This is a genomic window from Vreelandella arcis, from assembly GCF_900103865.1.
Taxonomy (GTDB): Bacteria; Pseudomonadota; Gammaproteobacteria; order Pseudomonadales; family Halomonadaceae; genus Vreelandella; species Vreelandella arcis.
Genome location: NZ_FNII01000003.1, coordinates 118,557 through 144,046, shown reverse-complemented (window position 1 = coordinate 144,046; position 25,490 = coordinate 118,557). Strand labels below are relative to the sequence as shown.

22 protein-coding genes are annotated in these 25,490 nt (G+C 56.0%); 5 read left to right on the top strand and 17 right to left on the bottom strand.

What is annotated here, in order from left to right; translation table 11 throughout:
* Positions 1–24: 24 nt before the first annotated feature.
* Together gatA and gatB are read left to right on the top strand one after the other, a co-directional pair.
* Complete coding sequence (gene gatA / locus BLR97_RS04365) at positions 25–1,485, top strand: Asp-tRNA(Asn)/Glu-tRNA(Gln) amidotransferase subunit GatA (RefSeq protein WP_089702886.1); 1,461 nt, start codon at positions 25–27, stop codon at positions 1,483–1,485.
* Positions 1,485–2,939: an Asp-tRNA(Asn)/Glu-tRNA(Gln) amidotransferase subunit GatB gene (gene gatB, locus BLR97_RS04360; protein ID WP_089702883.1), complete on the top strand. Its 1,455-nt coding sequence runs from the start codon at positions 1,485–1,487 to the stop codon at positions 2,937–2,939. The genes gatA and gatB overlap by 1 nt, the downstream gene beginning before the upstream one ends.
* A 51-nt stretch (positions 2,940–2,990) precedes the next feature.
* On the opposite strand, the gene sixA is transcribed toward gatB, so the two are convergent.
* The 4 genes from sixA to BLR97_RS04340 all read right to left on the bottom strand — a co-directional run bounded on the left by sixA (position 2,991) and on the right by BLR97_RS04340 (position 6,999).
* Complete coding sequence (gene sixA / locus BLR97_RS04355; protein WP_089702881.1) at positions 2,991–3,485, bottom strand: phosphohistidine phosphatase SixA; 495 nt, start codon at positions 3,483–3,485, stop codon at positions 2,991–2,993.
* Positions 3,478–4,545 carry an NAD(P)H-dependent glycerol-3-phosphate dehydrogenase gene (locus BLR97_RS04350; RefSeq protein WP_089702879.1) on the bottom strand — a complete coding sequence of 356 codons (1,068 nt, stop codon included), beginning with the start codon at positions 4,543–4,545 and terminating at the stop codon, positions 3,478–3,480. Before BLR97_RS04350 ends, sixA begins: the two co-directional genes overlap by 8 nt.
* Positions 4,546–4,645: 100 nt before the next feature.
* Entirely contained in the window at positions 4,646–6,550 is a 1,905-nt protein-coding gene (htpG, locus tag BLR97_RS04345; protein WP_089702877.1) for a molecular chaperone HtpG, read from the bottom strand.
* Positions 6,551–6,651: 101 nt separating this feature from the next.
* A complete protein-coding gene (locus BLR97_RS04340) occupies positions 6,652–6,999 on the bottom strand; it encodes a YkvA family protein (protein ID WP_089702875.1) in 348 nt (115 codons plus the stop codon).
* Between the two features lie 97 nt (positions 7,000–7,096).
* Between BLR97_RS04340 and BLR97_RS04335 the strand changes: the two genes are divergently transcribed.
* Entirely contained in the window at positions 7,097–9,031 is a 1,935-nt protein-coding gene (locus BLR97_RS04335) for a transglycosylase SLT domain-containing protein (protein ID WP_089702873.1), read from the top strand.
* A gap of 4 nt (positions 9,032–9,035) precedes the next feature.
* Here BLR97_RS04335 and BLR97_RS04330 read toward each other — a convergent pair whose 3' ends face one another.
* A complete protein-coding gene (locus BLR97_RS04330) occupies positions 9,036–9,692 on the bottom strand; it encodes a LysE family translocator (protein ID WP_089702871.1) in 657 nt (218 codons plus the stop codon).
* 134 nt (positions 9,693–9,826) lie between these two features.
* Here BLR97_RS04330 and BLR97_RS04325 point away from each other — a divergent pair, with 134 nt between their 5' ends.
* Positions 9,827–10,030 (top strand): cold-shock protein, encoded by a 204-nt coding sequence (locus tag BLR97_RS04325; protein WP_066321172.1) that lies wholly within the window; start codon positions 9,827–9,829, stop codon positions 10,028–10,030.
* A gap of 75 nt (positions 10,031–10,105) precedes the next feature.
* Here the strand turns inward: BLR97_RS04325 and BLR97_RS04320 are convergent, their stop codons facing one another.
* The 4 genes from BLR97_RS04320 to BLR97_RS04305 form a co-directional block, all read right to left on the bottom strand.
* Positions 10,106–10,813 (bottom strand): hypothetical protein, encoded by a 708-nt coding sequence (locus BLR97_RS04320; RefSeq protein ID WP_089702869.1) that lies wholly within the window; start codon positions 10,811–10,813, stop codon positions 10,106–10,108.
* 71 nt (positions 10,814–10,884) lie between these two features.
* Positions 10,885–11,844: a lipid kinase YegS gene (yegS, locus tag BLR97_RS04315; RefSeq protein ID WP_089702867.1), complete on the bottom strand. Its 960-nt coding sequence runs from the start codon at positions 11,842–11,844 to the stop codon at positions 10,885–10,887.
* Positions 11,845–11,879: 35 nt separating this feature from the next.
* Positions 11,880–14,510: an aminopeptidase N gene (pepN, locus tag BLR97_RS04310; RefSeq protein ID WP_089702865.1), complete on the bottom strand. Its 2,631-nt coding sequence runs from the start codon at positions 14,508–14,510 to the stop codon at positions 11,880–11,882.
* Between the two features lie 63 nt (positions 14,511–14,573).
* On the bottom strand, positions 14,574–15,059 hold the full coding sequence (locus BLR97_RS04305) for a YajQ family cyclic di-GMP-binding protein (RefSeq protein WP_089702863.1): 486 nt from the start codon (positions 15,057–15,059) through the stop codon (positions 14,574–14,576).
* Between the two features lie 201 nt (positions 15,060–15,260).
* Between BLR97_RS04305 and cobO the strand changes: the two genes are divergently transcribed.
* On the top strand, positions 15,261–15,860 hold the full coding sequence (cobO, locus tag BLR97_RS04300) for a cob(I)yrinic acid a,c-diamide adenosyltransferase (protein WP_089702861.1): 600 nt from the start codon (positions 15,261–15,263) through the stop codon (positions 15,858–15,860).
* Positions 15,861–15,940: 80 nt separating this feature from the next.
* Here the strand turns inward: cobO and BLR97_RS04295 are convergent, their stop codons facing one another.
* The 8 genes from BLR97_RS04295 to mutL all read right to left on the bottom strand — a co-directional run bounded on the left by BLR97_RS04295 (position 15,941) and on the right by mutL (position 25,486).
* The gene (locus BLR97_RS04295; RefSeq protein ID WP_089702858.1) at positions 15,941–17,236 is read right to left on the bottom strand and encodes an adenylosuccinate synthase; all 1,296 of its coding nucleotides are present in this window, start codon (positions 17,234–17,236) and stop codon (positions 15,941–15,943) included.
* Positions 17,236–18,429, bottom strand: a complete 1,194-nt coding sequence (locus BLR97_RS04290) for an ATP phosphoribosyltransferase regulatory subunit (RefSeq protein WP_089702856.1) — start codon at positions 18,427–18,429, stop codon at positions 17,236–17,238. Before BLR97_RS04290 ends, BLR97_RS04295 begins: the two co-directional genes overlap by 1 nt.
* Before the next feature lie 145 nt (positions 18,430–18,574).
* Positions 18,575–19,456 (bottom strand): protease modulator HflC, encoded by an 882-nt coding sequence (gene hflC / locus BLR97_RS04285; RefSeq protein ID WP_089702854.1) that lies wholly within the window; start codon positions 19,454–19,456, stop codon positions 18,575–18,577.
* Positions 19,457–20,701 carry an FtsH protease activity modulator HflK gene (gene hflK / locus BLR97_RS04280; protein WP_089702852.1) on the bottom strand — a complete coding sequence of 415 codons (1,245 nt, stop codon included), beginning with the start codon at positions 20,699–20,701 and terminating at the stop codon, positions 19,457–19,459.
* A gap of 138 nt (positions 20,702–20,839) precedes the next feature.
* A complete protein-coding gene (gene hflX, locus BLR97_RS04275) occupies positions 20,840–22,150 on the bottom strand; it encodes a ribosome rescue GTPase HflX (RefSeq protein WP_089702850.1) in 1,311 nt (436 codons plus the stop codon).
* 38 nt (positions 22,151–22,188) lie between these two features.
* Complete coding sequence (gene hfq, locus BLR97_RS04270) at positions 22,189–22,437, bottom strand: RNA chaperone Hfq (protein WP_089702848.1); 249 nt, start codon at positions 22,435–22,437, stop codon at positions 22,189–22,191.
* Between the two features lie 137 nt (positions 22,438–22,574).
* Entirely contained in the window at positions 22,575–23,513 is a 939-nt protein-coding gene (miaA, locus tag BLR97_RS04265) for a tRNA (adenosine(37)-N6)-dimethylallyltransferase MiaA (protein ID WP_089702846.1), read from the bottom strand.
* A gap of 65 nt (positions 23,514–23,578) precedes the next feature.
* The gene (mutL, locus tag BLR97_RS04260; RefSeq protein ID WP_089703208.1) at positions 23,579–25,486 is read right to left on the bottom strand and encodes a DNA mismatch repair endonuclease MutL; all 1,908 of its coding nucleotides are present in this window, start codon (positions 25,484–25,486) and stop codon (positions 23,579–23,581) included.
* Positions 25,487–25,490 lie beyond the last annotated feature (4 nt).

Sequence of the window (25,490 nt, the reverse complement as noted above, 5' to 3'; positions counted from 1 at the left end):
CGCTTCGAATGGAGCCTTCAGGTCATGCACGACAAGACACTGACGCAACTCGCCAACGCGCTGGACAGCGGTGAGCTGTCTAGCCGCGAGCTAACCGAACACTACCTGCAACGCATCCAGCAGTCCGACGCGATGCTGAATAGTTTTATTAGCGTGACCGCCGACCATGCGCTTGAACAAGCCGACGCCGCCGACCAAGCTCGTGCCAAAGGCAACGCCGGATTTTTGACCGGGCTACCGCTGGCGTTGAAAGACATTTTTTGTACTCAAAATATTAAAACCAGCTGCGGCTCTAAGATGCTGGACAACTTTATTGCCCCCTTTGACGCCACCGTGGTGGAAAAACTTAAAGCGGCAGGCACCGTCACCTTGGGCAAGACCAATATGGACGAGTTCGCCATGGGCTCATCCAATGAAAGCAGTTACTACGGGCCGGTGAAAAACCCCTGGGATCTGACGGCGGTACCCGGCGGCAGCTCGGGGGGGAGTGCTGCTGCCATCGCAGCGGGGCTAACACCGGCGGCGCTAGGCACCGACACCGGGGGCTCGATTCGCCAGCCAGCGGCGTTTTGCGGCATCACCGGCCTAAAGCCAACGTATGGCCGCGTGTCGCGCTACGGCATCATCGCTTACGCCTCGAGTCTTGACCAAGCAGGCCCCATGGCGCGCAGTGCCGAAGATTGCGCGCACTTACTCAACGCCATGGCCGGCCACGACGCACGCGACTCTACCAGTATGGCGCGAGGCGTACCCGACTACACCGACACGCTGTCAGCACCGCTCTCCGGGCTTAAAATTGGCTTGCCACAAGAATACTTCGGCGAAGGACTGGATCCGGACGTCGAAAAAGCCGTGCGCGAAGCGGTCAGTGTCTACGAGTCATTGGGTGCCACGGTGCGCGAGGTAAGCCTTCCGCACACCCATTACGCTATCCCCGCCTACTACGTCATTGCCCCTGCCGAGGCGTCGTCCAATCTATCGCGTTTCGACGGGGTCCGGTTTGGCCACCGCTGCGACAACCCGAGCGACCTAATCGATCTCTATAAGCGCTCGCGAGCCGAAGGTTTCGGTGAAGAAGTGCAGCGCCGCATCTTGATCGGTACTCACACACTGTCAGAAGGCTTCTTCGACGCCTACTACACGAAAGCACAGAAAGTTCGCCGCCTGATTCGTCAGGACTTTTTGGACGCTTTTGAAGACGTTGACGTGTTGATGGGCCCGGCCTCGCCCACCCCGGCATTCGATCTAGGCGCCAATAAAGACCCGGTATCCATGTATCTGCAGGATATCTACACGATCGCCGTGAACCTGGCGGGCATCCCCGGGATCAGCGTACCGGCAGGCTTTGTCCACGGCCGTCCGGTAGGCCTACAAATTCTGGGCACCCACTTTGCCGAAGCGCAGCTGTTAAATGTGGCCCACCAGTTCCAGCAAATAACCGATTGGCACTTACAACGTCCTGCTTTTGCCGAGGAGAGCGCCTAATGCAATGGGAAACCGTGATTGGGCTTGAAGTCCACGTTCAGCTCGCCACTCACTCGAAGATTTTTTCCGGCGCCTCGACGGCCTTCGGGGCTGAGCCGAACAGCCAAGCGTGCGCGGTCGATCTTGGCTTACCCGGTGTGCTGCCGGTGCTCAACGAACAAGCCGTGGCCATGGCGGTTCAGTTTGGCCTGGCGGTGCATGCCGACATCGCCGAAGTGTCGGTGTTTGACCGTAAAAACTATTTCTATCCCGACTTGCCCAAGGGCTACCAGACCAGCCAGATGTACCATCCGATCGTCGGCCCTGGCGAGGTGGAAATCACCTTAGACGACGACACTACCAAGCGGATCCGCATTCACCATGCCCATCTGGAGGAAGACGCGGGGAAATCGCTGCACGAAGACTTCCACGGTATGACGGGCATTGATTTAAACCGTGCGGGCACCCCACTGCTGGAAATCGTCTCCGAACCGGATATGCGCAGCGCCAAAGAAGCGGCTGCCTACCTGAAAGCCATTCATTCGATTGTGACCTACTTGGGTATTTCCGACGGCAACATGGCCGAAGGCTCCATGCGCTGCGACGTCAACGTTTCGGTGCGCCCCAAAGGCCAAGAGACGTTTGGCACCCGGGCCGAAATCAAAAACGTTAACTCTTTCCGCTTTGTGGAGCGCGCCATCGCGTTTGAAGTCGAGCGCCAGATCGAGTTAATCGAAGACGGCGGCACGGTGGTTCAAGAAACACGCCTGTTCGACCCTGAACGCGATGAAACGCGCAGCATGCGTACCAAGGAAGAAGCCAACGACTACCGATACTTCCCTTGCCCCGACTTGCTGCCGGTCGTGCTCGATCAAGCCTATCTGGATCACCTGCGCGGCCAACTGCCCGAATTGCCTGCCGATAAGCGCGAACGCTTTCAGCATGAGCTTGGCCTATCGGCTTATGACGCGTCGGTGCTTTCCGCCAGCCGCGATATGGCTGAGTTTTTTGAGGAAGCACATCGCGTGTGCGGTGACGCCAAGCAGGCAGCCAACTGGGTTCAAGGCGAGCTGTCCGGCGCCCTCAACCGCGAAAACTTAAGCATCTCCGACAGCCCCGTCTCAGCCAAACAACTTGGCGAACTGGTTGTCCGCGTGCTTGACGACACGATTAACGGCAAAGCCGCCAAACAGGTCTTCCAGGCGATATGGCACGGCGAAGGCGATAGTGCCGACGCCGTCATTGAGTCCAAGGGACTCAAACAAGTCACCGACAGCGGTGCCATCGAAGCCATGATCGATCAGGTGATCGCCGACAGCCCCGCGCAGGTCGCACAGTACCGCGATGCTGAGCCCGAAAAGCGCGGCAAGATGATTGGTTACTTCGTCGGCCAGGTCATGAAGGCCTCACGGGGAACCGCCAATCCGCAGCAGGTCAACGGCCTGTTGAAAGACAAGCTGGATGCGCTGCTCTGAACCAACGCTCGCCTGCCCCATGACGGCCGCTTTTGCGGCCGTTTTTTTGTGTCACCCCAGCTGACTGGGGTGCACAAAGCGTTTGAGCTGGGCACAGCCAGACGCCCACACCGGCGCTGTTAGCTCGGCAAGGCCCGCGGTGGGAAAGCCCACACCACGGCTTGAACGACCCTCCACCAGCGTCTCGGCCAACACACCCACCAGCGGCATATGGCTCACCAAGATCAGCCGCTCGTCGGTTTGCTCTATTAGCCATTCGATGACCGCGTCGGGTGCATCGTCCGGGGTAATCAGCGGCAGGGTCTCCACCGGCACCGCCAGGGCTTTGCTCAAGTGTGCGGCCGTTTGCTGGGCGCGTCGAAAGGGACTTGCCAGAAGCCTCGGCGGCGCCCAACTCTGCGCGACGTAGTGCTCGGCTAACCAAGTCGCCATTTGGGCAGCTTCACGTTCGCCTTGTGCGGTTAAGGAGCGCTGCTCATCAGGCTGTCCCGGGCCCGCCTCGCCGTGGCGCATTAGCCAGAGTCGCTGCGCTGCTGAATCAGTCATGCCACCCTCCTGTTTCGCGATGGGCTTGCTGAACATCTTCACGCGGCAGGATGAACTCAACGTCGCTGCTTTGCTCGCCCATCATCAACGTCTTCGCCATGTCCTGGGGCGGCACGCCATCGAACAGTACGCGGTAGAGCCCTTCAGCCAACGGCATATACACGCCGATCTCGGCCGCTTTGGTGCATACAAGCTTAACGGTATTGACGCCTTCTGCTACCTGACCCAGCGCATCGACCGCCTCATCCAATGAACGGCCTTCGCCAAGGGCATAACCGACGCGATAGTTGCGCGACAAGTCAGACGAGCAGGTGACGATGAGATCGCCAACGCCGGCAAGCCCCAAAAACGTCATGGGGTTTGCCCCCTGGGCGACGGCAAAGCGGCTCATTTCCGCCAACGCCCGGGTCATTAACATACTGCGCGTATTTTCGCCCATGCCCAGCGCAGCCGCCATGCCCGCGGCAATGGCGTAGATATTTTTCAGTGCCCCGCCAAGCTCGACGCCGTGGCGGTCATTGCTGGCATAAACGCGGAAATAGCGACAGCCAAGCGCTTGCTGAACCCGTGTACGGGTCAGAGCGTCGGCGCTGGCGATCACCGTGGCGGTCAGCTGCTTATCAGCAATCTCCGAGGCCAGGTTGGGGCCGGCAATCACCCCAATATGGGCAAACCCGGTTTCCTGCTCAAGCACTTGGCTCATCAACAAAAAGCCTTCCTGCTCAATGCCTTTGGTCGTACTGACCAGGATTTGCTCGGGTTTGAGCCATGGTTTGGCCGCCTGGACAACGCGACGGAACGCTTTGGAGGGGATCGCAATCAGCACCAGTTCAGCGTCACGCAACACGGTTTCAAAGTCGGTCGATGCCTGCACGGCGGGGTTCATCGCATAGTGCGGTAGATAACGCCCGTTGCGGTGCTCCCGATTAATCTGTGCCACTAGCGTCTCATCGCGCATCCATTGACGCACCTCGGCGCCGTTATCGGCGGCAATACTCGCCAGCGCGGTGCCAAAACTGCCACCGCCCAGCACGGCGACATGAATCTGCTGCTCAGCCATTGGGGATCCTGGAATTTCGTTAACGAAACGTTAAGCGTACGTCAAAAACAAACGGCCCGCTTGGCGAACCAAGGGGCCGTTATACGCTAGCAAGTGGGCGTTACGCCGCCAAAACGCCGTTGAGACGCTTCACGTAAGCCGCTGGGTCATCCAGATGACCGCCTTCGGCAATGATGGCTTGATCTAACAAGATGTGCGCCAAGTCGCCAAACAGTCCGTCATCGGCGCTTTCCAGCCGCGCGACCAGAGAATGGCTAGGATTGAGTTCCAAAATCGGCTTCACCTCAGGTAACGGCTGGCCTGCCGCTTCCATGATGCGGCGCATTTGATACCCCATTTCGTGTTCCGGTAGCACCACACAAGCAGGCGAATCGGTAAGACGATGCGTTACTTTGACATCCTGAACGCCGTCGCCCAAAGCTTCCTTAACCCGCTTAACCAGCGATTCCTTGGCTTTAGCGGTTTCTTCCTGCTCTTTTTTCTCGGCTTCGTCTTCCACATCGCCTAAGTCAAGCTCACCTTTGGCCACATCCGCAAAGGATTTGCCTTCAAACTCGGTGAGATGACTCATCAGCCACTCATCAATACGGTCTGAAAGCAGCAGCACCTCGATGCCTTTTTTGCGGAAGATTTCCAGGTGCGGGCTATGCTTGGCTGCATTAAAGCTGTCGGCCACCACGTAATAAATTTTCTGCTGGCCCTCTTTCATGCGCTCAACATAGTCTGCCAGACCCTGCTCTTGGGCAGCGGTATCGGTATGCGTGGAAGCAAAGCGCAGTAGACCGGCGATTTTCTCGCGATTGGCAGCATCTTCACCGGGGCCTTCTTTCAGTACGCTACCGAAAGTGTTCCAAAAGGTTTGGTACTGCTCGGTGTCTTTGGCGAGCTTCTTGAGCATATCCAGCCCGCGCTTGGTCAAGGCGCTTTTGATCTTGTCGACCTTAGGATCCTGCTGTAGCAGCTCCCGAGATACGTTGAGCGACAGGTCACGCGTGTCCAGCACGCCTTTGATAAAGCGCAGATAAAGCGGCAGGAACTGCTCGGCATCGTCCATGATAAAGACACGCTGAACATAGAGCTTCACGCCACGGGCACCGTCGCGTTCGAACATATCGAACGGCGCACGGCCGGGCACATATAGCAGGCTGGTGTACTCCAGCTTGCCCTCAACCTTGTTGTGACTCCAGGTCAGCGGGTCGCTGAAATCGTGGGCAACGTGCTTGTAAAACGCTTTGTACTCGTCGTCGGAAATATCGCTCTTGGGGCGAACCCACAGCGCCGTTGCTTCGTTGACGGTTTCCCAGGTGGTGACTTCACTGCCTTCGATCGGATTACCGTCATCGTCTTTGGCGGTTTCGGTCTTGAGCATACGCACGGGCACTTCGATATGATCCGAGTACTTGCGCACCAAGTTCTGCAGGCGGAAATCATCGGCAAATTCTTGCGCGTCGTCTTTGAGCTTCAGCACAATTTCGGTGCCGTGTTGCGGGCTTTCGATATCGGCAATAGTAAATTCACCCTCGCCCTTCGAACGCCATTCGACGCCAGCGGCAACGTCGTCACCGGCTTTGCGGGTGCGCACAGTCACTTCATCGGCGACGATAAAGCTAGAATAAAAACCCACGCCGAACTGGCCAATCAATTTGGCGTCTTTTTGCTGCTCGCCGGAAAGCTGCTGTAGAAATTCTGCCGTGCCGCTTCGCGCGATGGTGCCCAAATTAGCAATCACATCGTCACGGTTCATACCAATACCGTTGTCGCGCAGCGTTACCGTACCGGCGTCTGCATCGTGCTCAATCTCAACGCGCAGCTCGCTGTCACCTTCATAAAGGCCATCGTTGTCCAAGGCCGCATAGCGCAGCTTGTCGCAAGCATCGGCGGCGTTGGATATCAACTCGCGCAGGAAAATTTCGCGATTAGAGTACAGCGAATTAATCATCAGATTAAGCAGCTGCTTAACTTCCGTTTGAAAGCCAAGGGTTTCTTCGTGGGTTGTATTGGACATCTACTCAGCCCTCATTGATCTCGTTGCGTAAAGCGCCTTGCCATGCTGGCAAAGGCATGAAAATCAGTTGTGGACGAGATATGGGGCTGAGAGAGAATTTTTCAAGCGGTGGGAGGCGGAGAAGCAGCGGGCTCGTTGTCCGGGTATTTCCAAGCCCGGTAGTCAGCGAGCCGCTGGTCGATTTGATTAAGCAGCCAACCGACGATCACGACGTCATCAACCACGCCGATCAAGACAAGGAAATCAGGGATCAGGTCAAACGGGAGCACCAGGTAAAAAACGGCTACGGCCATCAAGCCAAAGGCCGACCAGGGCACAGGCCTAAACCGCCCCTTGATGACATCTCGGGTCATGGGTAAAAACAACGTCAGGGCACGCACCATGCGTTTGAATACCCAAGCACGGGATTTAAGTCGACGCAGCAACCACCACGTGGATAATGGAGCCATCAGTATTGAATCCTCTAAGGCGTTCAGTTGTCGGAACCTTGCGCATTAAAATAGTTCATTCCACCCAGGCGGCCCAGCGCCGTATATAGGAATCGCCATGCCCCGTACCGTCCATATCGTATCGACGGCTCTACTTGCCTGCTTACCAAGCATGTCATGGGCCATTAGCGATAGTGCCATGCGCGACGCACTTGATGCAGCGCGTAATCAGCAGTGGGAACGTATTGATATGCGTGCCATTGACGATCACATTTTGAGTGGTTACATAACCTACCACCGCCTACGAGGCCAACTACCCGATGTATCGCCGGATACTGTCAATCGTTATATCGACACCCATAGCGATTCACCGCTAAGCACATGGATGCGGGGTCAAGCTATCGACCAGTACGGTGAAGCCGGCCGGCGCAGCGATGTGCGTGCCGTCAGTAATGGTGAGCCCAGCGGCACCGCACGCCAATGCCACTATCACACGGCCCACCTTGACACAGCCCCCCAACAAGCGGCGCAAGCAGGCCTACGTCTTTGGCATGTGGGGCAATCCCAGCCCAACGCCTGTGATCCTTTGTTTGAGCGCTTACGGGCTAATGGGATCATCGACGACGACGCGATTTGGGACCGTCTAATGCTGGCCTGGCAAGCGGGTAACGCCGGGCTGGCCGACTACCTTAGTGCGCGATTAAGCCCTGCCTGGCAAACCGCTATTGATACTTACCAAACAGTGGCTAGTAATCCGCAGGCGTTGCTCAACTCACCTACCTGCCTAGGGCCCGAGTGCGCAGCCACCGCCACCTTTTATCAAGCCGCGATGCAGCGGCTTATCCATGATGACACGCCCCAGGCACTCGCGGTCTGGCGCACACTCGCCGAACGGCTAAGCCTGTTACCGAGTGACCAGCGTCGCATCGAAGAGGAGCTAGCGTACTACGTACTGGTGCGCGAGGTGCCCAACTCAATGGCCTGGGTGGATCGTGTTTTGCCTCGCCTGGAAAGCGAGCGCGTGCTTGAGTTGCGGGTACGCCGCGCCCTGCAAGCCCGTCAGTGGGACGACGTGCGTCAATGGATTACCCAGATGCCCACTCGTCAGCAAGAGGACGCCCGCTGGCAGTATTGGCTTGCCCGTGCTCATCAACAATTAGGCAATCAGACCGTTGCCGAGACACTTTTCCAGCAGGCGGCTTCCCAACGCAACTTTTTCGGGTTTGCCGCTGCAGAACGCCTAGGCCAGCCCCTGGCGTTGAATAACCAGCGCTACTATTTTGATGAGGCATCGCGGCAGCGCATCGCGCAGTTGCCCGTGGTAAAGCGCACCCAGGCCTTATTGCGTATTGGCGAAGCGGGTTTAGCCAACAGCGAATGGCTATATGCCGTGCAGCAGGCGTCTACCCAAGAAGCCCGAGCGCTGGCGGATTTCGCCGCCGCACAGGGCTGGCACGCACGACTGGTGCAAACCACCATCGCGGGTGGCATGTGGGACGCCCTGGAATGGCGCTTTCCGCAAGCCTATTACGATGACTTTATCCACTGGGGTCGCTCCACCGGCGTTGATCCGTATCTATTAATGGCCATTACTCGCCGAGAAAGTGCCTACAACCCCAATGCCTTGTCGCCCGCAGGAGCCCGCGGACTTATGCAGCTGATGCCGGGCACCGCCGCCCAGGTGAGTCGCCAGCTAGGTCTTGATGATCCAGGCCCTTATGGCGTGTTAGACCCGGCGCTTAACATTCGCTTAGGCAGCACCTATTTACGGGACAAATTACAGCGCTATCAGGGTAATCGGTTAGCCGCAGCGGCTGCCTACAATGCAGGCCCTGGGCGCGTGGATCGCTGGCTAGCGGAGAACAGCATTGAGACGTTTGATCTTTTTGTGGAGCGCATACCCTACCGTGAAACGCGCGATTACGTTCAGGCGGTGCTTACCTACCGGGCTATTTTTGAAAGCCTTGCTAACGGCTCAAGCGACGGCGTTGCGTTGCTCAGCGACGGCGAAAAACAGGTGCGTTATGACCGCGCATTGGTTGCGCGGGATTAGGGCCTTATAGCGGACGTGCTGAGAAGGCCAGCCTGATCCCCAGAGCCACCAATACCGCGCCGGTCATGGCATTAAGGGTCTGAGCAAAACGTGCACTGGCCAACCATTTACCGGCGCTGCCGACCATCAGTACCACGCTAATTTGCCATAGATTGGCAATCACAAAGTGCACACCCGCCAACCATAAGGATTTGACCAGGGCGGGGTCACTCGGGGCAATAAACTGCGGCAAAAACGCCATATAAAACACCACTGTTTTAGGGTTAAGCACATTGGATAGAAACCCCTCTTTAAGCGATTGCCAAAGAGGAACGACGGAGGTGTCCCCTAGCACGCCTTTCACCGGCAGTGGCTGGCCGCGCCGAGCGGCTAGCAAGCTGCTGATGCCAAGCCAAATCAAATAGCCAGCCCCCACCAGCTTCAAGGCATGAAACGCCCAGGCCGATTGCAGCAAAATCAGCGAGATCCCCATCGCCGAGATGGTGGCATGCACGAACAAGCCGCTGCAGATGGCCATGCTCGTTGCGACCCCATCGCGAAGACCGCCTCGGGCGGTATTGCGTATTACCAGCAGCGTATCGACCCCAGGGGTAATCGACAGCAACGTAATGGCAATCACAAACGGCACAAATTGACCGTCAATCAGGCTAAAAGGGGTCATTTCAGTGCACTCCCACAGGTGGACTAGATTCATCGCATTGTGACTGGACGAAGCGTTTTTTAGCATCTAAAGTGATTTTGGCGGGTACGCAATGGCGACCCGTTTGATCACTAAGCTCGTTAAGGAATTGGATAATGGCAACAGGCACTGTCAAGTGGTTCAACGATACCAAAGGTTACGGCTTCATCTCCCCCGATGACGGCGGTGACGATTTGTTTGCCCACTTCTCCGAAATTCAGGCTGAAGGTTTTAAGTCCCTTCAAGATGGTCAGAAAGTCAGCTTTGAGGTGACACAGGGTAAAAAAGGCCTTCAGGCTTCTAACATCCGCGTGGCATAAACACGTTGATACACAAGGCCCGCATCGTTGCGGGCCTTTTTTATTCCCTTAGCGCGTTTTTACTCCTCTCCGAGCTTACTCTTCCAACTCCAGCGTTTCAGGCTGTTGCTGTTCAATGGCTTCATACTGCTCATTTAAGCGCTGCTCGGCCTCTTCAAAGCGACGCTCGTTTTCTTCAATGAGCGCCTCAATATCGCTGCCACGCCTATTTTCTTCGTTAATTGCCGATTCAGGTAGACTGCTTTCAAACTCCCAGTCTTCTGCCATTTCTTCATCGCTAATGGGTTCGGTAACCGGAGACTGCTGCTCTACTTCCTGGAACTGTTCTTCAAGCCGCTGCTGCGCCTCCTCAAAACGGCGTTCGGTTTCGGCAATTATCTCATCAACATCCGAACGAGTCGCCTCACCCGGCATGGCGCCACCGTCCTCTAATACCGCTTCGGGATCAGAGGCCAAGGTGTCTTCCCCGGCCTCAACGTCTTGAAGTGACGCAGCGGCTTCTTCCTGTGGCGAGTCTTCATTGAGAGACTCTTCCTCTGCCAACGCCTCCTCCGCTTGGGACGACTCATTAGCAGCGCTATCAGCCTCGCTCGCGTTGTTTTCAACGCCTGAGGACGTCGTCGATTCAGTTTCGTCTGTGCCAGCGGATTCTTCGCTAGCCTCGCTTGAGGATGTAGCAGGCGCTTCCTCTTGGTTTGCGCCAGATGTCTCGTCGTTATCGCCACAGCCACTGATCACCAACAGGGCAGCAGCTAGCACGGGTAGCCAAACGCGGTTAGCCATTAATTTAGTCTCCTCAATGTTTACTCCTCATCGTATCCATCTTAATCGGTCAATGATCGTTGCTATCGGTTTCAGGCATCTCCCGCCGACGACAGTAGCGGACAATTATCGGGCAGCACCACACGAATTGCCAACGGCACGACTTCGGCACTAAAGCGACTGTAGTGACGCGCTTCGCCATCTAGCGTTAGCGGCCAAGGGGGATCCTCAGGCAACGTCGTCACACTAAGCTCATCCACCGAGACATAGCGCACAAAGCGACCTTGTGCTGGAAAATTCTGCAGCTCGTTGATCAAATCCGGCAAGGCTGTCGGGGAAGCAAAATCTTTCACCACAAGAACATCAAGATGCCCATCGTCTAGTTTAGCGTTAGGCGCCAGCACCTGACCGCCGCCTGACTGACGTCCATTACCAATGGCCAACAGTAATAACGAGGCCGATTCTTCCTGATCACGCCAATGTAGCGTGCCTCGATAGCTACGGTGCCGCCATGCTTTGATGGCCCCCATAAGCGAATAGGCCCCGCCGCCTAGCATGCGCTTGAGCATTTTTGGGGTCGACGATGTAATTTCAGCGCCAAAGCCACCAGTGAGCATATTCACGTAATAGCGGGAGACTGACTCGTCGCCTCTTTCAGCGCACAGTTTGACGACGTCGATCGGGTAGTCAGACAACGTTAACGCTGCCGACAGAGCTTCTTTAGGGTCTAACGGCAAGCCCACCGAGGTGGCAAAGTCGTTAGCGCTTCCCAAGGGCACAATGCCCATGGCAGGCCGTCGCGCCTTGTCTATACGCATCAGACCATTCATCACCTCATTGACGGTGCCATCGCCACCGCAGGCAATCACATGGGTCATGCCCATGTCGGCCGCCGCTTCGGCGAAGTACGTCGCGTCGCCGGCCTCCCACGTAGATCGAACACTGATCGGCATCCCTGCCTCTCGCTGCTCAGTCACTGCTTCGCGTAATGGCACATTACCAGCCGATTTACCATTAACAATGAGTAAAAAACGCGCTTGTGATGTTGTCACTGAGATTTCCTTTCGTTATTGCTCCACCGGGCTTGTTACGCCAACGCCTTTTCGACCACCTCGTACACGTTGCTGGAAAGCGGTTCGCGTTGAATGCGTTCGAGCTGTGACCGCATTAACTCTTGCCGGGTTTCATCAAAACGCTGCCAGCGGGTTAACGGAGTGATCAAGCGGGCCGCTATTTCAGGATTAAGGCGATTCAGCTCGATCACAACGTCGGCCAACAACGCATAGCCTTGGCCGTCCAAGCGGTGGAAATTCACCCGGTTTTGCGCAAACGCGCCGATAAGCGCACGCACGCGGTTGGGGTTTTTCAACGAGAACGCCGGATGCGCCATCAGGTACTTGACCCGGTCGATGACATCCGCTTGAGGGCGCGAGACCTGAACGCTAAACCACTGATCCATCACTAGCGGGTCGTGGGCCCACTTTTCACCAAAGGATTTAAGCGCTGGCGATGCCAGGTCGTCACGGTCACTATGAACCAGCAACGTTAAGGCATGGCGCACATCGGTCATGTTGTGGTCAGCGGCAAACTGCGCTTCGCAAAGCGCCAAGCCCTGCTCGTCTTCAATCGACACCAGGTAAGCAAGCGCTACGTTTTTTAAGCTACGCTGGGCAATTTGCTCGGGGATCGGGGCATAGGCGTCATCTGAACGGTTAGCCTCAAAAGTAGCCATAAATTCATCGCGCAAGGCCATTGCCAATGACTGCCGGATGAACTCACGCGCCGCGTGAATGGCATCGACGTCGACGATGGGCTGCTGCTCGGCGATATAAGCTTCCGAAGGCAGCGTGAGCATTTCGGCGAGTACGGCTTTGTCGGCAGGCGCATTGGCTAACAACGAGCGGAATGCCTCCACGACGCGGCTGTCCATGACTTTCTCCACCCCATTACGATGGGCAGCAATCAAGTCATCAAGCGCCAGCATGGCTAGTCGCTGCCCGGCATCCCAGCGGTTGAAACCGTCGCTGTCATGGGTCAACAAAAAGGCCAGATCCTCCCGCGAATAAGGGAAATGCAGTTTCACCGGGGCAGAAAAATTGCGCAACAGCGAAGGCACAGGCGCTTCGGCAACGTCGGTAAACACAAAGGTCTGTTCATCATCGCGTAGGTGTATCACGGCCTGTCTACCCAGCTTTTCCCCATCCAGGGTAAGCGTCAAATCTTGGCCAGATTTGGTTCCCACCAGGCCCATAGCGATAGGAATATGCAGCGGTTCCTTGTCTACTTGGTCAGGGGTTGCAGGCGTCCGCTGACGCAGCGTCAGGTGATATTCGCCGTGGGCGTAATCATATTCACCGTGAACATCAATCTCGGGTGTACCCGCTTGAGAGTACCAGCGCATGAACTGGCTCAGATCAAGCCCTGAGGCCTCCGCCATGCAATCGACAAAGTCTTCAATAGTGACCGCTTGGCCATCAAAGCGTTGAAAATATTGGTCGGAGCCCTGGCGAAAGGCTTCCCAGCCAACCAGGTTGCATAGCATGCGGACGATCTCAGCGCCCTTTTCATAAATCGTCAGCGTGTAGAAATTGGTGATTTCAATATAGTGATCGGGGCGAACGGGGTGCGCTGTAGGCCCGGCGTCCTCAGCAAACTGCGCCGTGCGGAAAAATGACACATCCTGAATCCGCTTCACCGGGGCGGAATTGGTCTCAGCTGAAAAGCATTGATCGCGAAATACCGTAAAGCCCTCTTTCAAAGAAAGCTGAAACCAATCACGGCATGTCACCCGGTTCCCGGACCAGTTATGGAAATACTCGTGGGCAACGATGCCCTCAACCGTTTGAAAAGCGTTGTCGGTAGCGGTATCCGGGTGGGCCAAGACGGCCGCCGAATTAAAGATATTGAGGCCTTTATTTTCCATTGCCCCCATATTGAAGTCGTTAACCGCCACGATCATAAACAGGTCAAGATCGTATTCACGACCGTAAGCCTGTTCATCCCATGCCATCGCTCGCTTAAGCGATCCCATGGCATGGTCGGTTTTTTGCAGGTTTTCTTCTTCCACCCAAATTTGCAGCGTGACCTTGCGCCCAGACTGGGTAGTGAAATGATCCTCTACTTTATGTAGATCCCCGGCGACCAACGCGAACAAGTAACAGGGCTTGGGATGAGGATCTTCCCAGGTGGCAAAATGCCGGCCGTTTGGTAGCTCACCCTGCTCAACCGGATTACCATTAGCGAGTAAAATCGGTTCGCGCTGGCGATCGCCGATGACGGTCACCTTGAAAGTCGACATAACATCCGGGCGATCAGGGTAAAAGGTAATGCGACGAAACCCTTCCGCCTCACACTGGGTACAGTACATGCCGTTCGACTGATAGAGGCCTTCCAGCGCAGTGTTATCTTGGGGCGATAGCTCCACATCGCTTTCCAAAGTGAAGCTTGCCGGCACCTGGTCAATACGCAGCCCCTGCTCAGTGACCTGGTAATCGCTGTTAGCTAACGGTGCGCCGTCGATCAACAGTGCGTGAAGGGTCAATTGCTCACCGTCAAGCTGCAGTGGCGTGGTGGCATCCACCGACGCTTGGCGCTCAATCTGCAGTCGCGCTTTTACTCGAGTTGCGGCGGGGTCAAGATCAAACGTCAGCTCGGTATGCGTCACCCGGTAGGCGGGGGGCTGGTAGTCACTTAGATAAACCGGCTGCGGATCAGACATGATGCAAAACTCCTGTAGGGTCGGGCTGTTATGGTCGGTGCAAAAACGTTAAAGGCGCTTTGATCAATCGCGGAAGTTATCAAACTGCAACGGCAGGTCAGGCCCTTCTTCAGCGCGTAGCAAGGTCATCACGCTTTGCAAATCGTCACGTTTTTTCCCGGTGACGCGCACTTTTTCGCCTTGAATCTGGGCTTGTACTTTTAGCTTGCTGGCTTTGATACGTTTCACGACGTCTTTCGCTTCGCTTTGATCCAACCCTTGCTTGAGCGCCACCTCTTGGCGAGCTTTGACGCCGGACAACACCGGGTCTTTGGCATCCATGCAACGCGCATCAATGCCCCGTGCAATCAAACGATTACGCAGTACATCAAGCATTTGCTTGAGCTGAAAATCGACTTCGGCTTCTAAATGCACGGTGTCTTTTTCTAGCGAGAACGAGGCATCCACCCCTTTAAAATCAAAGCGTGACTGGACTTCACGATTAGCTTGGTCGACGGCATTAGCCGCTTCGTGCTGGTCAAACTCGGACACAATATCAAATGAAGGCATAGGCAGATTCCTGACAAGACATGACCCACTATTCTAGAGCAGCCAGCCCCCTACCGGCCAATTCTCTTCGCTGAAATAGCCAAAATACTGAATCTAAACCCACTACCGTTAAATAAAGGCCGAGACGCCTTGATATTCAAGCCCTAATGAATCGCTTAGGCTAGGCCTTCGAAATGCCTTGTTCGACACTGAGGAAATCGCATGACCGACCGCAATACACGCCATAAAGCGTCGATGGAAAAACTGAAGGCCCGTGTCGATGAGAAAGTCGCTGATGCCACAGAACAGCGCGGCCTGATATTGATTAACACTGGCAACGGCAAAGGCAAGACGACGGCGGCCTGGGGCACGGTGACCCGCGCCCTTGGCTACGGCTATAAAGTCGGCGTTGTGCAGTTTATTAAGGGGCTATGGGAATGCGGCGAACGTAACCGCTTAGAGGAAGACCCCAACCTTAGCGTTGCCATCATGGCCACCGGTTTCACTTGGGAAACGCAAAACCGCGAGGCGGATACCCAGGCCTGCCATGCTGTATGGCAAGAGGCCGAGAAAATGCTTAGCGACCCAGACACCTACCTTGTGGTACTCGACGAGATCACCTATATGCTTAAGTTTGGCTATCTGGATATCGCCACGGTCACCCAAGCGCTAGAGAATCGTCCCCGGGAACAGACAGTTGTTGTCACCGGGCGCAATGCCCACCGCGAACTCATCGCCATGGCGGATACCGTGACCGAAATGCAGGAAGTACGCCATGCCTTCAACAATGGCATTCAAGCCCGCCGCGGCATTGATTTTTAAGCGGCTTTTAAAACCCAAAGAGGGGCGACATGGTCGCCCCTCTTTTCAAGCCCTTCTCACTACGGCCACGCCGGTTAGGCTTATCCGTCGAACGGATTGCGCAGCACAATGGTTTCGTTACGGTCTGGTCCGGTGGAAATAATATCGATACTCGTCCCGACCTGCTCTTCCAGGAAACTGATGTAGGCGCGGGCATTGGCGGGAAGGTCTTCGACCTTTTTAATGCCTAGCGTCGACTCTTTCCAGCCTGGCAAATCCTCATAGAGCGGCTCGACGGCTTCATAGCCCTCTGAGTCAACCGGGTTATCCAGCACGTCGCCATCTTTACTCCGATAGCCCACGCAGACGCGGATGTTTTCCAGACCATCGAGCACGTCAAGCTTGGTTAGGCAAATACCGGAGACCGAATTGATCTGCACCGCATGGCGTAACGCCACTGCATCGAACCAGCCGCAGCGACGGGCACGCCCGGTAGTCGCGCCAAACTCGTGGCCTTTTTCGGCCAGATGTCGACCGTGGGCATCGAAAAGCTCGGTAGGGAATGGCCCTGAGCCCACCCGGGTGGTATAGGCTTTGGTAATGCCTAGCACGTAATCCAGATAAAGCGGCCCCACCCCGGAGCCTGTCGCTGTGCCACCTGCGGTGGTGTTCGAGCTGGTCACGTAAGGGTAGGTGCCGTGGTCAATGTCCAGCAATGAGCCCTGAGCACCTTCGAAGAGAATGTTTTCGCCTGCTTTACGCAGGTCGTGAACCATACTCACCGTATCGCGAACCATCGGACGCAATTCGTCTGCCATTTGCATCGCGGTGTCGAGGACTTCTTGGAAGTCGACTGCCGGCTCACCGTGGTAATTGACCAGCACAAAGTTGTGGTAGTCGAGTACTTCGCCCAGCTTGGAAGCAAAACGTTCGCGATGGAGCATATCGCCTAACCGCAAACCCCGGCGCGCAACTTTATCTTCATAGGCGGGGCCAATCCCGCGACCTGTCGTCCCGATTTTGGCGATGCCACGGGCCTTTTCCCGCGCTTGGTCCAAACGGACGTGATACGGCAGGATTAACGGACAGGCGGGCGACAAGCGCAACCGTTCACGAACCGGAACACCCTTTGCCTCGAGCTCGCGAATCTCTTTGATCAGCGCTTCCGGCGATAGCACCACGCCATTACCAATAATGCAGGTCTTGTCGGGCCGCAACACGCCGGACGGAATCAAGTGAAGGACAGTTTTTTCGCCATCAATCACTAGTGTGTGACCTGCGTTATGCCCCCCTTGGAAACGCACCACCGCTGATGCTGATTCGGTCAGCAAATCAACGATCTTGCCTTTGCCTTCGTCACCCCACTGGGTCCCCAGGACTACGACATTCTTGCCCATTATAAACTCGTCTCTTGTGTCAGGGCCGTTGGCTGCCAACGGCCATCAATAAACTCAAGACAGCGGTCACAGTCGTGCTCCGCTGGTCCTGTGCGCTGCCCTGGCAGCGCCTGAATCACCCGCTCGCCTTGATCGCGCAATGCCGCGATAGCGGCGTTAAGCAAGGCCGTTTGCTCGGCGGGTGCCCAAATCGCGCCCGAACCCGATGCAGCCACATCCAGTGATGCCAATTGCTTCAAATCCATAGAAAAGCCGGTGGCTGGCCGCGGACGGCCAAAGGCGCGCCCAGTATCATCATAGCGCCCACCTTTAACCAATGCATGTCCGTAGCCGGGAACATACGCCGCAAACATCATACCAGTGTGGTACTGATAGCCACGCAGCTCGGCCAGATCAAAATACAGCGATACATCAAACTGCGCTAACACGCCTTGATAGAGGGCGTCCAATTGATCCAACGCTGCCAACACAGACGCTGGCGCACCGGCCAGGCGTTCACGCGCTTGAAGCAAAATGTCGGCATCGCCGTGCAGCTCACCCAGGGCTAGCAACATATCGGCGAGCGCGGGATCGCTCACACTGGCGTTCACCTGTTCGGCCAGTTGCCCCGGTGATTTAAGGGCTAGGGCGTCAAACAGAAGCGCTTCTTGATCGGCGTTTAAAGCAGCGGCCTCCACCAGGCTCCGGTAAATACCGATATGCCCAAGCGCGAGGTGAATTTCCTGCGCCCCGGCCGCCTGAAGGCTCGACAGTGCTAAATGAATAGTTTCTTTATCGGCGTCTAATCCGGCATGACCAAAGAGCTCCACGCCTACCTGGACGGGACTCCGGCCACCCTGATGCTGATCGGCTTTGGCACGAAGCACATTGGTGCAATAGCACAGCCGAACTGGCCCTTGGCGTTTCAACGAGTGGGCATCCATCCGCGCCACCTGGGGCGTGACATCCGCCGACGCTCCCATCATCCGCCCCGTCAACTGGTCGGTCAACTTAAAGGTTTGGAGGTCTAGATCGGTGCCCGTACCGGTCAGCAAAGAATCTAAAAACTCTACTGGGGGCGGCATGACTTGGTCATAGCCCCAGCGGTGGTATAGATCCAGCAACGTCCGGCGTAGCTCTTCCATACGGCTTGCCTGAGGCGGCAGCACTTCGTCCATGCCGTCGGGCAATAGCCAGCGGTCAGCGATGGTCATGTGAACAATCCTGCAAGACGACGATAGTGAAGGCCCAACAACGTGGGGCCACAAAAAAACCGGGCATCGCCCGGTTTGTAAAGTCTATCACGTTTTGTGCCGGGTTGAACCCCGCCGATACCGGCGAGGCCAGCCTCAAGCAGTCCTACTCTTCGTCAGGCGTGGCGCTGCGCAAATAACGGAAGAAATCGCTATCCGGCTCGAGCACCAACAAGTTGTCGTCGCCGGCAAAGCTTTCGCGATAAGCATTCAGGCTGCGCCAGAAGGTGAAGAACTCTTCGTCTTTGCTATACGCTTCCGAGAAGATGGCAGCTGCTTGCGCATCACCCTCACCGCGCAACGTTTCTGAACGTTCATTGGCCTGGGCCAGTAAGACTTGGCGGCGGCGATCCGCATTGGCACGAATACGCTCCGCCTCTTCCAGGCCTTGAGCACGCCATTCGCGGGCTTCACGCTCACGCTCGGAGCGCATCCGATCAAATACCGCGGCGGATACATCTTGAGGCAAATCAATACGCTTGATACGGATATCGCGAATCGCAACACCAAGCTCTTCGCGCATCAACTCGTCCAGCTCGTCGGTTGGACCGTCCATCAGGTCGTCACGTTGCTCAGCGATGATTTGCTGGAGGGTCAATCGACCGAATTCATTACGCAGGCTTTCGTCCACGCGAGGCTGAATCAGACGGGTCGCCATCAACTCATCCCCCGCAGTGGCCTCGTAGTAGCGAGTAGGGTTGACCACTTGCCATTTAACATAGGAGTCAACGATCACCGCTTTCTGCTCCTGCGTTAGATAGCGGCTGGTATCGGTATCCAGCGTTAAAAGGCGCGTATCGAAAGTACGAATCGTCTGCGCAATCGGCACTTTAACGTGCAGGCCCGGCTGAATATTTTCTTCGATGACCTCACCAAAGCGTAGCTTGACCGCGCGCTCGGTTTCATCGACGACATACAGACTATTACTGGCAAGCCATGCGACGGCGGCGATGCCGCCAACGATTAGCAGGGATCGATTATTAATCATTTACCGGCCCTCCCTGCGGATAGAGCTACTACTGGATGAAGAATTACTGCTCTGGCTACTGCTACCGCTGCTCAGGCTTTCCAACACTTGAGGATCTACACCGCTGCTGCCCTGTTGCGATGCACCGCTAGCGCTCTGGCGACGGTTTAACTGCTCAAGCGGCAGATACATCATTGGCGCATTCTCACTCACGTCCAACAGTACCTTGGGCGTTTCGCCAAAGACTTCTTCGATGGCATCAAGGTACATGCGCTCACGCATGATATCGGGCGAGTTACGATACTCTGAAAGCAGGGAGTTAAAGCGGTTTGCTTGACCCTGAGCCTCGGCAACCACGGACTCACGATACCCTTGGCCCTGCTCAACCACACGCTGTGCCTGACCCTGGGCTTCAGGAATAATCGCATTTGCGTAGGCCAACCCTTGGTTGATCAAACGCTGACGGTCTTCGCGGGCACGGATAACATCGTCAAATGCATCGATAACAGGTTCGGGGGCTGAAGTAGACTCAATATTGATGGTTTGCAGGCTAATCCCGGTACCGTAGTTATCCAAATAAGACTGCAAACGACTTGATACGGAGCTACCCAGAATCTCACGGCCTGAAGTCAAAATGTCGATCATGTCAGTCCCGCCGACGACGTGGCGCAGGGCCGAATCGAGAGCGTTATCAAGCGACATCTCTGGATTGCGAACATTGAGTACGAAATCACGCGGGTCAGCAACTTGATATTGAGCGGAGATCTCCACCTCAACGATGTTTTCATCGCGGGTCAGCATCGACTGCGTTTGCGTCAGTGAACGAACGCGCGTGACGTTGACCATCCGCACGTCATCAATTAGCGGCGGATTCCACTGCAGCCCTGGGTCGACGATGCCTTGGTATTCACCAAAGCGTAATACGACACCACGCTCAGACTGGTCAACCACGTAAAAGCCCATTGCGCCCCAGATGGCCAGCGCGATGATGATCAATAGGCCAGGCAGAGCAAAGACATTGCGCGGTTTACCGCTACCGCCGCCTTTCTTACCGCCACCACCTGATTTTTTGCCACCACCTAGCACGCCGCTAAGCTTTTCTTGAAATTTTTTCAGCGCTTCATCGAGATCGGGAGGACCTTGATTATTACCGCCTTTGTTATCGTTATTGCCACCGCGGTTCCCACCGCCGTCGCTGCCACCACGTCGACCACCACCACTCCAGGGGTCGTTCTGGTTGCCACCACCAGGCTCATTCCAGGCCATACTTCGTCTCCACTGAGGTGTTCACTCGCGCGTCTGCCCCGACGTTAACACGGGGCCGCAACGCGTTTTAGCATTATTGCGATTCGGAGCTTATTGGGTCACTTGGCCACTACTAAACAGCGCTCTTTCTGCAATGGCTTACCAATCATTTGCTTCATGCAATTCGTCGGGCAAGTAGGTGTTAGCACGCTCGCCGAGTTGCGCCATCAATTGATTAAAATCACGCCGTTGCAAACGCACGTCAAGTACCGAGCGGCCTTGTTCGTCAAACGACTCTTCACGCACCGCATTCAGTTCGTGAAGACCAGCCCGCAACTTACCTTGCTCGGGCGATAACGTTAACGAAAAACCAATAACGTCGCTGGCTAATCGCTCCGTGAGCGCCTCATGCAATAGCGCCAAGCCTTGACCGCTTTGAGCCGAAAGCCACACGACGTCAGGTCGACCGTGACCGTCGCGCTCGATGCGCGGGGCACTGTCAAGCTTGTCAATTTTGTTCATGACTTTTAAAACCGGCACATCGTCGGCACCAATCTCTTCAAGCACTCGCTCGACTTGCTCGACGTTAAGCTCACGATCCGGGTCGGCGGCATCGATAATATGCACCAGAAGCGTTGCTTCAGCCGCCTCCTGGAGCGTGGCCTGAAAAGCCTCAACAAGTTTATGTGGCAAATGCCGAATAAATCCGACGGTGTCGGCCATCACGATCGGCCCTACATCTTCGATTTCCAACCGCCGTAACGTTGGGTCGAGCGTTGCAAACAGCTGATCGGCAGCATACACGTCTGATTGGGTTAACGCATTGAAGAGCGTCGACTTACCCGCGTTGGTATAACCGACCAACGAGACGCTATGAATTTCGGCCCGTGAACGGGCTCGACGATTTTGCTCACGTTGGCTGCGTACTTTATCGAGGCGTTTATGAATCGATTTAATACGCCCACGAAGCAAGCGTCTGTCGGTTTCTAGCTGAGTCTCCCCTGGCCCGCGCAGACCGATACCACCTTTCTGGCGTTCCAGGTGCGTCCATCCGCGTATAAGGCGTGTGGACATGTATTCGAGCTGAGCAAGTTCAACTTGCAGCTTACCCTCGTGGGTACGTGCCCGCTGCGCAAAGATATCAAGAATCAAACCGGTGCGATCTAATACGCGGCACTTAAGTTCATGCTCTAAGTTACGCTGCTGCGAAGGGCTTAAACCGTGGTTGAAGATGACCAGCTCAGCCTGATGAGCTGCGAGCATCGCCCGCAGCTCTTCCAACTTGCCTGAGCCAATAAAGCTACGTGGATCAGGACGGTGTCGGCTGGCTGTGAGCAATGTCGCAGGCTCTGCACCGGCAGAGCGTACGAGCTCTAAAAACTCACCCGGGTCTTCACGCGCTTGTTCGTCATGAAAATCAACGTGAACAAGAACTGCCGTTTCTCCGGCATCGGGGCGTTCAAAAAACAATCAATACCTCATGGATCGTTTTGCAGATCCCACCGTGATTAAACATCGTCTTCCGGCGCGGCCGGATCTTGTGCGGGTATACGCACATTTCGCGATGGTACAACGGTTGAAATCGCATGTTTATAAACCATCTGGCTGACGGTATTGCGCAACAAGATGACAAACTGGTCAAACGATTCAATCTGGCCCTGCAATTTAATGCCGTTAACCAGGAAAATAGAGACCGGAATGCGCTCCTTGCGCAAAATGTTCAGGTACGGGTCTTGAAGGGACTGCCCTTTGGACATGTTGTTCTCCCTAAAACTGTCGTTGGGGGTTGGTTATGGATGGCGTGCCCAACTGGTGCTACGCCGACATCTTGTTGCCCGAAAGGCCTGCTCACTCGGCCACTCGAAAACATCACTTACGAAACGTCTATCTTACGCTAAGCACCGCTTTCGCGCACGAGTTTCAGCACCTTATCCAAGGCGTTGGCCTCTAGGGTATCGACCCAATGCAGTGACGGCCAACGTCTTAGCCAAGTAATTTGCCGCTTAGCTAGCTGTCGAGTGGCGATAATGCCGCGTTCAACAAGCGTATCTTTATCATAGTGGCCGTCCAGGAATTCCCACACCTGACGGTAGCCAACGCTTTTCAGCGCAGGTAGCTCACTATGTAGGTCATGTCGTTGTTTGAGGGCGGCCACCTCATCTATCAAGCCCTCATGCAACATCATTTCAAATCGTTGGGCAATACGCTGATGCAATACCGCGCGATCAGCGGGTACTAGCGCTATCGACAATACCCGCCATGGAAAGGTTTCAGGCTGTTGCTCTGCCCATAACGCACTCATAGGGCGGCCACTGGCGTAATATACTTCCAAGGCGCGCATCAGACGCTGCGGGTCATTGGGGTGGATGCGTTGAGCAGAAGGCGGATCCACCTTCGCGAGTGTTTGGTGGAGTGCTGAGAGCCCTTCCGCTTGCCACCGCGCCTCTAGGGCTTGGCGAATCGAGGCATCGGCCGACGGCAAATTCGCCACGCCTTCAAGTAAGTGCTTGTAATACAGCATGGTACCGCCTACCAGCAGCGGCACTTGGCCCTCCGCGCTGATTTGTCGCATCTCACTGAGCGCATCGTGGCGAAAATCAGCCGCCGAATACGGCGTTGCCGGATCCCGAATATCGATCAAACGGTGGGGTGCCCGGGAAAGCTCGGCCGCACTCGGCTTGGCACTGCCGATATCCATTCCACGGTACACCATCGCGGAGTCGACACTAATCAGTTGATGGCCTAGTCGTTCATGCAACGCTATCGCCGTGTCGGTCTTGCCAGCCGCAGTCGGCCCCATTAAAAAAATCGCCCAAGGGCGTTTGTCAGCCATGCGCCGGTAAAACTCCACTTAAAAAATCAGCACCGTAAATCACGCCTAATCATCAGATCAAGCGCCTACTGGCCTCGCATGAAAAGTCGATCCAGCGCTTTTAAATCCATCTGAGTCCAGGTGGGACGCCCATGATTGCACTGGTCACTTCGCTCGGTACGCTCCATGTCCCGCAGCAGTGCATTCATTTCATCCAGCGTCAGCCGCCGGTTAGCGCGAACGCTACCATGGCACGCCATGGTCGACAGCAGCTGATGAATACGCGCTTCAACTTGATGCGTTCGGCCAAAGCGGGCCAGTTCGTCGAGCATTTCGCGAACCAACGCTTCAGGATCCGCTTGGCCAAGCAATGCCGGGAGTTGACGCACCAGCAGTGTTTCTGGGCCCGCCACATCCACTTCAACGCCCAGTTGGGCGATGGCGTCACGCTCGCTTTCGGCGGTAGCGACTTCCGCGCGGCTGGCGGCCAACGATACCGGAACGAGTAACGGCTGGGCATCGATCCCCTGAGAAGCCGACAACTGATGCTTCATACGCTCGTAGACAATCCGCTCGTGGGCGGCGTGCATATCCACTAATACGAGACCATGAACATTTTGCGCCAGGATATAAATACCGTGAAGCTGGCCCAACGCAAAACCGAGCGGCGGTGCACTGGTAGGGTCGCTTTCCGGCATGGCCAGCGGTGCTTCGCGCACCTGACCGGTTGACGTCGGTGCTGCTACCCGCTCAGCAGGCGTTTGCGGCGTCAGCAAGGTGTCTTCGTGATCGGGGTGTAGCGCCTGATACCCTTCCATAAAGCGTCGCACGCGCTCGCCGCCGGGATGGCGATCGGCTTGAGGCGAAAGCGCCATGCCCTGCTGCTGCCAACGACCCGATTCGGCGGGCGTCACTTCGGGCGCAGTATCTTCAGAGGGAGCCTCGACATGGGCCTCCTCAGCGCTAGGCCGTGCATCGGCCAGACAGTGATGCAAGCTTGAGTAAAGAAAGTCATGCACCATGCGACCATCGCGGAAGCGAACTTCATGCTTGGTAGGGTGAACGTTAACGTCCACCACTTCAGGATCCAGGGTTAAATAAAGCACGAAAACCGGGTGACGACCGTTATACAGGACGTCGCGGTAGGCCTGGCGCACGGCATGGGCGACCAGACGGTCGCGAACTACACGGCCATTAACAAAAAAGTACTGCTGATCCGCCTGAGAACGGGAGTGGGTGGGCAAGCCCACCCAGCCGCTGAGACGCAGTCCACCTGCTTCCCGTTCGATATAGCGGGCGTGCTCAATAAAATTTTTACCCAAAAGTGAGGCGATGCGACGCTCACTGGCGGAGGGAGAGAGACCAGGCGGCAGTTGATGCACCACTTTTTGATTGTGGCTCAGGGTCCAGGCGATATCGTAGCGAGACAGCGCCTGACGGCGGAAGGCTTCCTCAACGTGAGCAAATTCGGTTTTTTCGGTACGTAAAAATTTACGCCGCGCGGGGGTATTAAAAAACAGGTCGCGGACTGCCACGCTGGTTCCCCTGGGGTGAGGGGCAGGTGTCACCCGTGCCTCCATACCGCGCCCCTCCGCCACCACACGCCATCCATGGCGCGGGTCGTCTAGCGCATTGGAGACCAACTCCAGGCGCGAGACAGAACTAATCGACGCCAATGCTTCACCGCGAAAGCCAAGCGAGTCCACGCCCTCCAAGTCTTCCAAGCTGTCAATTTTGCTGGTGGCATGGCGGGCAAGCGCCAGCGGCAAGTCCTCCTCACCAATGCCGACGCCATCATCGCGGACTTTGATTAGCCGAGCGCCACCCGCTTCAATATCGACCTCGATGCGTTGGCTACCCGCATCAATGGCGTTTTCAATCAGTTCCTTGGTGACTGATGCCGGGCGCTCGACCACCTCCCCCGCCGCGATTTGGTTCGCCAGCCGAGGGTCTAATACGTGTATGCGTGGTCTTGCAGATATTGTTTCAGACAACACA